Below are 12,706 nucleotides of genomic sequence, written 5' to 3'. Positions count from 1 at the left end.
CTTGGCGGTTACGATGAGCCAGAAACCCTCTCTTATCAAATCTACTTAAACTGTCCCATTGGTGCTGACGTCAGACATGCGTCCTGCTCGATCACGCGGCGTCTTCTTTTGGTGGTTCTTTGGCGCCGGTCATAAAGGCCACGGCGTCGGACATCGTGTAATCCTTGGGATCAATGGTGCAGAGCCTTTTGCCCAGCCGATGCACATGGATGCGATCCGCGACTTCGAAGACATGTGGCATGTTGTGACTGATCAGGATGATTGGAATGCCACGTGCGCGTACGTCTTGGATGAGTTCAAGCACCTTGCGGCTCTCTTTCACGCCCAAAGCTGCTGTGGGCTCGTCCATGATGATAAACTTGGTCGCAAAGGCGGCTGCGCGCGCAACGGCAACGCCTTGGCGCTGGCCGCCGGACAACGTCTCTATCGCCTGGTTGATCGACTGCACGGTCATCAGGCCAAGCTCGGTTAATTTTTCGCGGGCGAACTTCTCCATAGCTTGCCGGTCGAGCTGACGCATGTATTTGCCCATGAAACCCTTTTTGCGGATCTCGCGCCCCATGAACATGTTGTCCGCAATTGAAAGGGCAGGAGACATGGCAAGCTGCTGATAGACGATTTCGATACCCATATTGCGGGCGTCGATTGGAGAGCTAAAGTTTACCTTCTTCCCTTCGATCAGAATCTCGCCCTCATCCGGGATGGTGGCCCCGCAAATCGCCTTGACGATGGAAGATTTACCCGCACCGTTGTCCCCGATAACTGCAAGGATTTCTCCTTGTCGCAGTTCAAAGTCGGAATGGTCGATGGCGGTGACGTGGCCATAACGCTTCACGATCCCGCGCCCTTGGACGACTGGAGTTGTGTCTGACATTAGCCCGATACCTTTCTGATCCACTGGTCGACTGCGACCGCTGCGATGATGAGAAGACCGATCAACAGGAAGGTCCACTGTGCATCTGCGCCCAGAAGCCTCAGCCCCAGAGTAAACACGCCAACGATCAGAGCTCCGAACAACGATCCCAGAATGGATCCTCGCCCGCCGAACAATGAGATGCCCCCGATCACAACCGCGGTGATACTTTCAATGTTGGCCAATTGGCCGGAGGTCGGCGAGACCGACCCGATGCGCCCAATCAAAGCCCAGCCCGCAAAGGCGCAGATCAATCCGGACAGCATGTAGACGGACATCAGAGTTCTGTGGACGTTGACACCGGAGAGCTCGGCAGCCTCTGGATCGTCTCCGACCGCATAGACATGCCGCCCCCAGGCCGTGTGTTTGAGTGCATATGCCAACACAAAAATCAGGACGAGCATGAAAACGACGCCAACTGTAAAGGTCGCTCCACCAATGCTGAACTTGGTTCCAAAAAACTGAAGGAACGGCGCGTTTGCCTCAATATCCTGACTGCGAATGGTTTCGTTCGCAGAATACAGGAAGTTTGTAGCCAGAACGATTTGCCACATTCCAAGCGTGACGATAAATGGCGGGAGCTTAACTCGGCTGACAAGCCACCCGTTAAGGGCTCCGATCAAAGTTCCGACTGCAAGCCCGCACATAACGGCAATTGGCACTGGAATACCGTACCGAAACGTAAACTGCCCCATGATGACGGAAGAAAAAACCATGATCGCACCGACGCTCAGATCAATTCCGGCCGTCAGAATAACAAGGCTTTGCGCGGCAGCCACGATGCCCACAATCTGGACCTGTTGAAGGATCAAAGTCATTGCGAACGGAGAGAAGAACTTTGAGCCCAGAAGCAGGCCAAAAATCAACATTGCACTGACTAAGACAATAAGAGGTACAAAGGATGGATTGACGTGAAGAAGATGCTGCAACCTCCCCAGAACGCCACGCCGATGGTCCTCAAAAGCCGCAACAGTTTCTGTTCTGCTAGCAGCGGATTCAAATTCCTGGGCGCTTTGGTTTGCTTCGGACATATCTCCCCCTTTTCGCGGGCGGCGTAACGCCCACGAGATCAGTGTACAGGAAGTTTCGGTTTGCTGGTGAAAGGAGTGATGAGGCGCTCTCATGCGCCTCATTCATTAGGTCTTTTTAGCCCCAGCAGAGTTCTAAGCCTTCGGCGACCGAGATCGAATCCACGCCATCAACAGGTTGGTCCGTGATGAGCGCGACTCCGGTATCGTAGAAGTCTTTTCCGGGCGTGTTTTCAGGCTTTACGCCTTCTTCAGCCCATTTTTTGATAGCCTCGACGCCAAGCGAAGCCATCAAAAGCGGATACTGCTGGCTTGTGGCACCAATAACTCCGGCCTGCACATTTTGTACACCGGGGCAGCCACCGTCGACCGAAACGATCAGCACATCGTTTTCACGTCCAATAGATTTCAATGCCTCATAGGCACCTGCCGCCGCCGGCTCGTTGATCGTGTGAACCACGTTGATCGTCGAGTCCTTGGCCAGAAGGTTTTCCATGGCACGGCGCCCACCTTCTTCGTTGCCGTCGGTCACGTCACTGCCGACCAATCGAGCATCAGATTCATCGCCGATGACATTGGGGTCTGCCAGGTCCACACCGAAGCCGTCGAGGAAGCCCTGATTGCGAAGAACGTCCACGGTTGGCTGACTGACGTTCAGATCAAGCGTCGCAATTTTGGCGTCAGCCACTGCGTCGCCCATCTTTGCCTTCGCCCATTGTCCGATCAACAGGCCAGCTTTGTAGTTGTCAGTCGCAAAGGTTGCGTCAGCGGAATCAATCGGGCTTAGCGGCGTGTCCAGAGCGATAACCAACAGGCCAGCGTCACGCGCCTGCTGAACAGCGGGGACAATCGAGCTTGTGTCCGAGGCCGTCAGGAGAATTCCCTTTGCGCCGTCGAGAATACAAGTTTCAATGGCCTGAACTTGAGTTTCATGGTCGCCGTCGATTTTACCGGCAAAGGCCTTCAAGGTCATGCCAAGCTCTTCGGCCTTGGCCGTTGCGCCTTCCTTCATCTTTACAAAGAATGGATTGGTATCTGTCTTCGTGATCAGACAAACGGTTTCTCCGGCTGCGTGAGCAGATGCAGCAGCCACCGTAAGCGCGGTAGCAGATGCGGCAATCTTGAATAGATTTTTCATGTAGTCCTCCCAGAAAATTGTTGATGCCCCGCATGGCAGGCCAACGAGACTCGCCCTCATCCTCCAATGAAGGTCTATTTCAAGAAACTGTGATTCTAGTCTTTCTGTCAATAAATAAATAAAGTTTATTTATTAATTTACCGGAGTACCTTTTCATAAGAAAACAAGGTGTTTATGTTCAGGCTTATGGAGAGAGAAGCGCTCAACACACTGACCGGTGGGGTAAGTCAAAGCGGGGTTCGCGATCACAACGAGCGTCTGATTTTGACAGTTTTACAACGGCATGGGCCCGCCGCAGGCGCCGACGTCGCGCGATTAACGGGCCTGTCTCCTCAGACTGTATCAATCATTCTGCGCAAGCTAGAAAAGGACGCGATTCTCAAGCGTGGTACTCCACTGCGCGGGAAGGTTGGAAAGCCCTCAACCCCTATGGAATTAAACCCGGAAGGCATCTTGTCGGTTGGGATGAAGATCGGGCGGCGTAGCGCCGATCTGCTCTTGATCGACTTTACTGGCACGCCGCGCCGCGAACTTTCCACGACTTATGACTATCCGCTACCAGAGGTCATTTTCGGTTTTTTGGAGTCTGGTTTGGAAACGCTTCTGTCCCACGAGCCTCAGAGGCTTCGTGATCGTGTTTGTGGGATCGGGATCGGGACTCCATTTGAACTTTGGAAATGGCACGATCTGTCTGGGCTTGCTGCAAAAAAATTTAGGTCTTGGAGAAACGTGAATTTCTTTTCCGAGGTCGCCAAGTTCAGCGATTTGCCGGTTTTTGTGGTCAACGACGCGACAGCCGCCTGTCACGCAGAGCATCTCTATGGACGTGGGGCAGAATACCGTGACTACTTCTACTTTTTTATTGGCTCAATGATCGGCGGCGGTGTTGCATTGAACGGCACCGTGTTCGAAGGCAACCAAGGCAATGCCGGTGCATTGGGCGCCATGCGCACGACCGGTCCTTTGGGTGAAAGCCAACAACTGATCGACACGGCGTCGCTGTTTTTGCTCGAGGACCGATTGATCGAAGCGGGTGTCGACCCGGGGATTCTATGGGAGAAGCCGCAGGACTGGAGCAGCATTTCTCGCTATGTCGAGCCGTGGATTGGCAACACGGCGCAAGAATTAGCTAAGGCCGCTCTTTCAATCTGTGCTGTCATCGACTTTGAGGCCATTTTCATCGATGGCGCGTTCCCGCCTGAGGTTCGGGAAGAACTGGTGTCTAGGGTTCGCCGTTATTTAGTCAATCAAGACAAACGCGGCTTGATTCCTCCGGTCGTTGAGGCCGCTGCGGTTGGGGAAAACGCTCGCGGCATTGGGGCGGCTAGCAGCCCAATTTTCCGCCAATTTCTATTGAATACCAATGCTGGGCTTTCTGGGATGTAGAGGAAGCTCGTCGTCGTCAAACTTCCTGATCAAGAAAGAATCGCGGATCCTGCTCAAGGAGGCGGCCTTTGAAGGGCCGCTTTGGCGCGGTTGCAGCGCAGTATAGAAAAAGCAGCGGAGGACCGGATTGGGCCGTCTGCGTGATCAGCTGGCGGCGGGGCAGGAGCCTGCGCTGAAAAGGCACCGAGGTCCGTAATGAGCCCAAACTTACCAATGCTGCATGTGTCCTTAAGGTCAGCTCCTCGCAGGAAGAGGACTTTGAAAAGTCTGCCAAACTGTCAATTCTGGCCCGCTCCTACCGTTCATTGGGACACTCGAACGCTGTATTGCGGCCCGCCAAACCAGACTTTCGTTGCGCGCGCGTAGTCCGAGTTTTTTAGAGAGGCAGAGGTTGTGCAAAAAATGGGTTATCCTTTTCTACCAACCAAACAACTGTCTCGTCGTGAATCTGTCCTGCCAGATTAGGATGTTAGACAGTGCCGCAGTTATTTGTAGCATTGTATTACAAGCAACACTGTCAAAACGGAAAAGGAAATAACGGGGTCGTTTTCAATCTGCCACACACAAAAGCACTTCATGCATTTGCTGTAGCAGACCAACAGTCACCACGTGATACGGATCGGCGACATCGCCCAGACCATTGTGGCTTCTTTCTCAGTCTTGTTGCGAAAGCGGTGGGCGATCATGGATGGATAGGAAAAGCTGTCTCCTTCACGCAATGAAATGACCTCGCTGCCGAGACGTAGCTCAACTTCGCCGCTAAGGACGATGGCGTGTTGTTCACCTTCAAATGAATACCCTTCCAGTGGCTCGGGTGGTTCTCCTGCGCCGGGGCGGAACCGTGATAGGATCAAGTAACAATGGCCGGACAAGGAGCTTGAAAGCAATTCGTCCTCAAAGCCTAATTCATCAGTTGAGCGCGTATACATCGCGGACAGCGCCCTACGGTTCTCGCGGCGCACGACGTGCTTTCGCTCCAGCGGTCCGTCGCCCTCCTGTTTGGGAAAGAACCAGCCCGGGTCAACCGCAAGCGCATCGCTGATTTCGCCAAGCAGGTCGTCCGACACCTTAGCTGTCCCAAGCTCAATCCGGCTGAGATAGGCTTTGGAACACAACACCACTTCGGACAAGTGCTGTAGGGTCAGCCCACGTGCTTTGCGCACTTCGCGAATTTCACTTCCGAGCCTTTGGGCGTCGGTCTGAGACACGTCATTTTTCATGACTTCAGAATAAATGATTTCAGTTGACTTTTCGAGCGCAAATCAACTTAGTTGAAAATGAGATGAAAAATCAACTGATCTTCTACCGGCCGGGAGAACGTTATGCGCTTTGATTTGATTGCCAATTTTAGCCCTGGTGAGACGATTCCCTGGGCGCGCACGCTGGAAATGATCCTCGAACAGTGTTCGCTGGCCGAGCAGGCAGGTTTCACGACTGCTTGGTTCACCGAGCATCATTTTGCCCATAACGGTTACATGAATGCGCCGCCCAACCCGATCCAGATGGGGACTCACGTAGCTGCGCATTGCAAAAAACTCCGGGTCGGAACAGCCCCCATCATCCTGTCCGATTGGCACCCCCTGCGCGTGGCTGAAGATGCCGCGATGCTTGATAACATGACCCAAGGCCGGTTTGATTTCGGCGTGGCCAAGGGCATCAATGAACGCTCAACCATCCAGTTCAACGCAGATGCGGATCGGCGCGACAATGCCAAGGTGATGCGGCTGTATCAGGAGAGTCTTGAGATCATCCTGAAAGCCTGGACCAATGAGGCCTTCACCCATCACGGCGAATTCTATCAGTTCCCTGTGCCCGGCTGGAAAGAGACCAACCGGTTCTTTGACCCTCTGGACCCGCGTTATCACGATGAAGATGGCGAATACAAAGCGATGTATGTGCATCCGCGCCCCTATTCCAATCCTCATCCGCCGGTCTGGCTGATGTCGAACGCACCACCCACGTTCAAATTGGCGGGGGAGCGCGGTTGGGGTGTGATCTCGATGGCAGCTGGCCCCAAGGCGACGCTGGCCTGTTGGGAACCCTATCGCCAAGCCCTGTCGCAACGCGAAGGGCGTGAGGTGAAGCTTGGCGAAGGTGTTGGTGTCTGCACGGCTTTTTATGTTGGTGAAAGCATGGAAGAAGCGGTGAACACGATCCGTGGCCCGATCAATGCCTATTACGAATTCCTCGGCGGGTCGCGTCCCAAGGGGGAATGGACCAAGCACGGCTATCTGGATGTCGGCGAAGAAATGTCTTCCGAAGATGAGGACATGGATTGGTTCGATTTCCTCAACAAACGCGGGATCATCGTGGTGGGCGACGCCGAATATGTCGCGGATCGGTTTGCAGAGCGGCAGGAAACCATCGGCCTAGATCACCTTATGCTGATGCAGCAATATACCGGCGTACCCTATGAGAAAATCCTGGCCAGTTGGCATCGTCTGTTCGAGCATGTTGTGCCCCGGTTCGGCACGCAGTCCATCGCCCAGAAAAGGATACTGGAGCATGCTTGAGATTTGGGGGCGCCCCTATTCATCGAACGTCATTCCCGTGATTTGGACGGCGAATGAGCTGGGGCTGGACTACACTCTGCAACTGGCCGGGGGCAGCTTTGGCAAGCTCGACACCGAGATGTATTCGCAGATCAATCCCAACAGAATGATCCCAGCGATCCGCGACGGGGATTTTGCGCTGTGGGAAAGCCTTGCCATCGTGCGCTACCTCTGTGACCGGTACGGCGCAGGAACGCTCAGCCCGTCCGACATTCAGACCCGAGCGATAGCGGATCAATGGATGGAGTGGTCGGCCAGCCGCGCCTTTGGGCCTGTCATCTACCTGTTCTTTGCAACCGTGCGCACTCAACCTGATCAGCGTGACCCGGAAAAGATCGCCAAGCTGCGCGATGAAGCGCATGAAGCCCTGACCATTCTGAATCAGCACCTCGCGGATAAGGCCTATGTCTGCGGCGACAGCTTTACCATGGCGGATATTCCCCTGGGGTGCGTGGCCTATCGCTATTTCAACGTCGAGGTCGCCCGCCCGCCTTTGCCGAACGTCGAGGCCTGGTATCAGCGGCTGGCGGAACGTCCCGCCTATCAAGATCACGTCATGCGTCATTTCGGAACCAACCCCGATGAATGGGCTGCGCTGGAAAAAGCCTGCTCCAGCGAAGGGGCTCTATGATGGACGTCCGGGACTATCGCCGTGCCCTTGGCGCCTTTCCGACGGGTGTTACCATCGTCGCCACCTATGACGCGGACGGTGAACCGTGGGGCCTGACCGCCAATTCGTTCACCTCGGTCTCGTTAGAGCTGCCGGTGATTTCGGTTTGTGTTGCAAAGTCAGGCCGGGTCTTCCCAACGCTGTCGCAATCGGATCATTTCGAGGTCAATATCCTATCGGCCGAACAGAAGGACCTTGCGATGCATTTCGCCAGCGACGTCGAAAACCGCTTTACCGATACTGAATGGACCCCGGGAACCGCGACCCCCTTGATCCCCGGCGCCACAGCGCAATTAGAGTGCACGGTTCATAGCAGGGTCGACGCAGACGATCATGAGATTCTCTTGGGCCGCGTCATCAACTACGCCCACGTGCCCGTTCCGCCACTTGTCTTTTGCCGCGGCACGTTCTTCTCCGCGCCCCAACCCGAGGCTTCGTCATGAGCGATCACCTGACCTATCACACCCGCTTCAGCGCTGATGAATTCGACGCACAATACAACCTGCGGGCCGGACGGCCGGACTATGAAGTCACTGTCATTCCGAGTTGGAGCAGCAACAGCGAGTCGGCGCGCGCCTCTACCGATTGCAGTCTCGATATCCGTTATGGAGAAGGCGAAAAACAAAAGCTGGATGTCTTCCGTTGTCAGGATGCGGATGCGCCGACGCTGGTTTATGTGCATGGCGGCTACTGGCAGCGCGGCGACAAATCGGTTTACAGCTTCATTGCACCGCCCTTTGTCGCGTCGGGTATCAATACTGTTGTCATTGGCTATGACCTGTGCCCATCGGTAACCATCACGCGAATTTCCGAAGAAATCCGCGAAGCGATGGCCTTTATCTGGCGCAACGCGCGCGATTTTGGCATCAATCCAGACCGTATCACCGTGATGGGCCACTCGGCTGGCGGCCATATCACCCAGATGATGCTGGCGACCAATTGGCCTGCTTTCAGAGCGGATCTTCCAGCAGACCTGATCAAATCCGGCATCCCGGTTTCACCGCTCAGCTACCTCGAACCGGTGCGTCTGACTGAGGCGCTCAATTCCGGCATCCGGTTGACTCCGGAAGAGGCCGAGGCCGAAAGCCCGATGACCAACCATCCTCCGGTTACAAATGCACCGCAGCTGGTCGTTGTTGGTGGCGCGGAAACGGATGAATTCCACCGACAGGCACGGATGTATGTCGAAAAATTTGGGACGGCAGACCGCAAGGTCGGCCTCTACATCGTCCCGGACGCCGATCACTTTGACGAATTGAACGTGCTTGTCGACCAGGCAAGCCCGTTCTTCAAACACACTTGCGATATGCTTCATGGAAAAGGACCGCAATCATGACCGCTTTGACCCGAGCCCTCGTCGACGCTGTCGGCGACGCGTTTAACGCTAACGACATCGATGCAGTGATGAAGCATTTCGCAGACGACGCCACATTTGACCACGCCGTCGGCCCGGACGAACATGGCATGCGGCTGGAAGGCGCCGAAAAGATCCGCGGTGCATTTTCTGCGCTGTTCGAAAAAGTCGAAAACGTGCATTGGGAAACCCTGGACTGCGCGATCTCGGGCAATAAAGCCTACTGCGAATACCGCCGCACCGCGACGCATAAGGATGGCTCGAAAGAAGAGTTTCTGAGCGTCGACATCCTGACCTACCGTGATGGGCTGATAGTCCACAAGGACACCTATTACAAGCAACGGACAAGTTGATCGCTTATCCCCTGATGCGGCCAGACCTTCGACAGGCTTGTTGGTGGGGCGCGTCGTCGCTTAGGTAAGCCCGACCACGGGTGACACTTTCGTAGCCTGCGCAACCAATGCGCGCTTTGGGCCTGTTCATTGTCGTGCGGCATCAGTTGTTTCGGCCTCTGAACCTATTTCAGGGGGCCGTGCAGTAATATTGCAATCAGCAAGCCAGACGCCTGTCAATCACGATTCATATCGTTCGTCCCTTTCACGGCGACGCGCACTTCCCGCCAATTCTGTTCTTCTTCAACAAGCACGCTCCTTGTTCAAATTTTCCAATGTACGCTTTGAGGAATGCCAGAGTTTTTTCCCGCAAAGCAGCGAATTCACACTTTTCGCCCTTCCGCTTTTTGCCGCGGAAGCGATGCGCGCAAAACGGTCTTTCGTTGTAAAATTGCGAATGGCTGCTCAGTCCGCAGAGCGGACATTTGGCACTCCTTTTTGTTGACTTTTGATTGTCTGCCCTGAGCCCAGAATGACCGATGCCGCACCGTGCATATCTGCGCAAAGCCGCACTTAGTCGAGCCTGACATTGCGACCGCAGCTAAGGTCTGCTGTTTATGGTCGACTGTTACTTTTTGCTGTTTGACAGAATGGTATAATCGCAAAAAGCGGCAAGCCGTCGTTCCCACTACATTCCTTTCGTGGGCCAACGGGATTTGGACAAGCCAAACGCCCTTGGCCGTCAGCGTGAGGACGCTGCCCTCCCCCTCAGGGAACCCTATTAGACAGGGCCGTGTCCTTGGCTGCGCCTGCGGACCGCACCACCCCTGTCGAATAGCAATGCCTCACCCCGTCCAGCGTTCGCCACGTGGCAGATTAGCCGGCACAGGCAGCTTCGCTGTCTGGCCTACAAATCAGCCCTGATTTTCCGAAAGGGAAGTCAGATCAAGCGAATCTGTTTGCGTGAGTATGAAATGGGGAGCGGGTTAGTCTATGGCACAAAGGTCAAATTCACCTGATGCCCAACGTTAGGGGCGCCTTCTGATGTCGAATGTTCACTGCTTTTCTGGTCCAACTATGACGGTTGGGTCGGTCTCGTGTGACTTTCAGCATTTATGTCGGGTGGCACATAGTTTTTTCATTTCTTCCTGGTTAATTTATTGATTTTAAACAGGTTGAATTTTCTCCGACGCACCAATCTTGTCATTTTGTGACTCAAAGGCCTTCCATTTGGACACGCCACTAAAACGACCCAAAAGCGATTACGCTGAAAACCGATATGCGGTCTGTGCTGCCGCGTAGTACAGGCTTTTTTGCTCTTCCTGGGTCAACTCGGCAAACAATTCGTTAAATGCGGTCCAAACCCTTTCATAGGACGATGTAAGCTCCTCGACCGGAAAATTACTGCCTAGCATGCACCGTTTCGAGCCAAACACATGTAGCACGTGCTCAACCAAAGGCCTGATAGTATCAACGCTCCAATGTGGGTCTGCTCGCGATCAACCCGAAATCTTCATGAACGTGTTCGGAAGCGCGGCTAGCGCGTTGATACCTTCCATCCATACTTGCAGTGCATGGTTATCACCCAAATCTGGTGACCCCAGTTGATCGATGATAACAGTCACATCCGGATGGTCCGAAAGGAACACCGCAAACTGGCTGAGGTGAGTATGCCAGCATGTCAGATCGAACGAAACATTAACATTGGCCAGCTTTGCAAAGCCGCGACACCAGGCGGATTTCTTCAGCATGTCTTCTTCGAGAATATCCGGCCGAGGTAAAGGCTTTTCCCACCAAATATCTTGGCGGATACCAGCGAAAACAGGATGGCGCGCATGTCGCTCCAGTTTGCTTTCCAAATGTGGATCGGAAAGATCCGCATAGGCGACGAACCCGGCGATCTGGTTGCCATTCGGATGCTCATCAACCGTTTTCTGAAGCCACGCCGTCTCTTCAACGGGGTCAAGCGCATGGTTGACTTCTGCCTGCACAACTACGAACGAAGTGCCCACATTTGAAGATTCAGAGATCGCATCATCCAAAAGATAGGTTTCAGGCAGATTGGAAAATGACCCGCTTTGATACCAACGATAGTCAAAGCGAGCTGTGTCCCAAAGGTGAAGATGCGTATCGACCTGCTGCATTTTCATATCTCCGTGCACAGTGTGCTGGAGCCTACCACAGTCCCGTACGACCAATGACGACTTTACGCTCTTCGAAGCTTTTACATCAACCAACGAACGACCCCTCTCACCCTGACGAATCCAAGCAAACCGCCGAGGTAAAGGTTCATCGAGGCGCCAAGTGCAATGAATCCCGAATGTCCGAAGACCGTAACTGTCTCGATGGCCTGTTCGGTGCCAGACACAAGGCTGAGCCAGGCCAGGCATTGGGGAACAATTCTGTGCTCACCAAATCCACGCCTGCACCTGCGCGGTTAGCGCAAATCCAAAGACACGTGCAATTAACCACATAGCGATGAGGCGAGGGAAGCAATGCCGAAACCTGAGTGGCGAAAGTCATCAGGCCCGAAGACACAAAGGTCGAAGCCCAGACATAAGTTCGCGCCCGCATGCCATTTTCAGAGAACCAGCTTGCAACTTCAGTCCCTGTCGACTCGATTGTGGGAACCGCGCTTCCGCGGGCGACAAAGCAGAAGACTAAAAACGCGCACGTGAAAAGAACGTTTATGAATAGAAAATTTCCTGCGGTGAGGCGCATTGGCAGTTCTTTCATCTAAAAATCGTAGGTCGGCAATTTTCTGACCTGTGCAACGCTTGTGGAATGTCGAAATGGATGCTGATGTCTAATTCAGAATAAACCGCACCCAGCGCAGAACCTCGACAAGGTAACTTGTTTCCACTCTTCAGACTGATTGCAGGCAACACCGATCATCTGAGGACGGAAAGCTCTGGCATGCCGGAGCTCTCCTGGTCGAGCCAATGTCCCTGTTGTGATGTTCAATCAGTCGGTGAATTTGTATTCTCCCAGATCGCACAGGTTCAGCCGAAAATCCTTGGCTTCCCAACCGTCGGCAAAAGTTCCGCGAATGTCATAGATGCAGGTCGTCAACCGATCAGCAATATCAACATCAATTTCGTATCCTGGTGCGAGGTAAACACCAGCCAGGAGATTTTCTCCCAATCGCCGGATGACGCTGGAGAGACATTGAATTCGACAAGATCAGAGCTGCTTTCATTGTAGAGGAGGAATGCGAAGTCCTCCGCTACCGCAGGGGAATAGGCCGCTGTGGCGACTGCAACCAGCGCCGCCAGGATAGGTTTTTTATCTGATAGATCCTTCTGTAAGAGATAATTTTCGTCGACCAACTAC

General features: G+C 53.9%; 11 protein-coding genes and 1 pseudogene. 6 read left to right on the top strand and 6 right to left on the bottom strand.

Going from position 1 to position 12,706, the window contains the following annotated elements:
• Window positions 1–91: 91 nt before the first annotated feature.
• The 3 genes from AC2FI9_RS15850 to AC2FI9_RS15840 form a co-directional block, all read right to left on the bottom strand.
• On the bottom strand, window positions 92–874 hold the full coding sequence (locus AC2FI9_RS15850; RefSeq protein ID WP_496768948.1) for an ATP-binding cassette domain-containing protein: 783 nt from the start codon (window positions 872–874) through the stop codon (window positions 92–94).
• A complete protein-coding gene (locus tag AC2FI9_RS15845; protein WP_496768947.1) occupies window positions 874–1,944 on the bottom strand; it encodes an ABC transporter permease in 1,071 nt (356 codons plus the stop codon). Before AC2FI9_RS15845 ends, AC2FI9_RS15850 begins: the two co-directional genes overlap by 1 nt.
• 115 nt (window positions 1,945–2,059) lie before the next feature.
• Window positions 2,060–3,079: a sugar ABC transporter substrate-binding protein gene (locus AC2FI9_RS15840; RefSeq protein ID WP_496768945.1), complete on the bottom strand. Its 1,020-nt coding sequence runs from the start codon at window positions 3,077–3,079 to the stop codon at window positions 2,060–2,062.
• 186 nt (window positions 3,080–3,265) lie between these two features.
• Here AC2FI9_RS15840 and AC2FI9_RS15835 point away from each other — a divergent pair, with 186 nt between their 5' ends.
• Entirely contained in the window at window positions 3,266–4,465 is a 1,200-nt protein-coding gene (locus AC2FI9_RS15835) for an ROK family transcriptional regulator (RefSeq protein ID WP_496768943.1), read from the top strand.
• Between the two features lie 602 nt (window positions 4,466–5,067).
• Here the strand turns inward: AC2FI9_RS15835 and AC2FI9_RS15830 are convergent.
• The gene (locus AC2FI9_RS15830) at window positions 5,068–5,685 is read right to left on the bottom strand and encodes a helix-turn-helix domain-containing protein (protein ID WP_233493339.1); all 618 of its coding nucleotides are present in this window, start codon (window positions 5,683–5,685) and stop codon (window positions 5,068–5,070) included.
• Between the two features lie 102 nt (window positions 5,686–5,787).
• Here AC2FI9_RS15830 and AC2FI9_RS15825 point away from each other — a divergent pair, with 102 nt between their 5' ends.
• From AC2FI9_RS15825 to AC2FI9_RS15805, 5 genes are read left to right on the top strand one after another with little or no spacing between them, the layout of a single operon-like run.
• Window positions 5,788–6,978: an LLM class flavin-dependent oxidoreductase gene (locus AC2FI9_RS15825; RefSeq protein WP_496768941.1), complete on the top strand. Its 1,191-nt coding sequence runs from the start codon at window positions 5,788–5,790 to the stop codon at window positions 6,976–6,978.
• On the top strand, window positions 6,971–7,648 hold the full coding sequence (locus AC2FI9_RS15820; RefSeq protein WP_496768938.1) for a glutathione S-transferase family protein: 678 nt from the start codon (window positions 6,971–6,973) through the stop codon (window positions 7,646–7,648). Before AC2FI9_RS15825 ends, AC2FI9_RS15820 begins: the two co-directional genes overlap by 8 nt.
• On the top strand, window positions 7,648–8,130 hold the full coding sequence (locus AC2FI9_RS15815; RefSeq protein ID WP_496768935.1) for a flavin reductase family protein: 483 nt from the start codon (window positions 7,648–7,650) through the stop codon (window positions 8,128–8,130). The genes AC2FI9_RS15820 and AC2FI9_RS15815 overlap by 1 nt, the downstream gene beginning before the upstream one ends.
• Window positions 8,127–9,023, top strand: coding sequence for an alpha/beta hydrolase (locus AC2FI9_RS15810; protein WP_282119690.1), 897 nt, complete (start codon window positions 8,127–8,129; stop codon window positions 9,021–9,023). Before AC2FI9_RS15815 ends, AC2FI9_RS15810 begins: the two co-directional genes overlap by 4 nt.
• Window positions 9,020–9,394, top strand: a complete 375-nt coding sequence (locus AC2FI9_RS15805; protein ID WP_058271316.1) for a nuclear transport factor 2 family protein — start codon at window positions 9,020–9,022, stop codon at window positions 9,392–9,394. The genes AC2FI9_RS15810 and AC2FI9_RS15805 overlap by 4 nt, the downstream gene beginning before the upstream one ends.
• Window positions 9,395–10,635: 1,241 nt before the next feature.
• Here AC2FI9_RS15805 and AC2FI9_RS15800 read toward each other — a convergent pair.
• Both AC2FI9_RS15800 and AC2FI9_RS15795 read right to left on the bottom strand, forming a co-directional pair.
• Window positions 10,636–11,517, bottom strand: a pseudogene (locus tag AC2FI9_RS15800) (amidohydrolase family protein).
• Window positions 11,518–12,337: 820 nt separating this feature from the next.
• On the bottom strand, window positions 12,338–12,517 hold the full coding sequence (locus AC2FI9_RS15795; RefSeq protein ID WP_496768931.1) for a hypothetical protein: 180 nt from the start codon (window positions 12,515–12,517) through the stop codon (window positions 12,338–12,340).
• Window positions 12,518–12,706 lie beyond the last annotated feature (189 nt).

This window comes from Ruegeria sp. CDSA246 (genome assembly GCF_059611225.1).
This window is presented reverse-complemented; position numbering and strand designations above follow the sequence as displayed.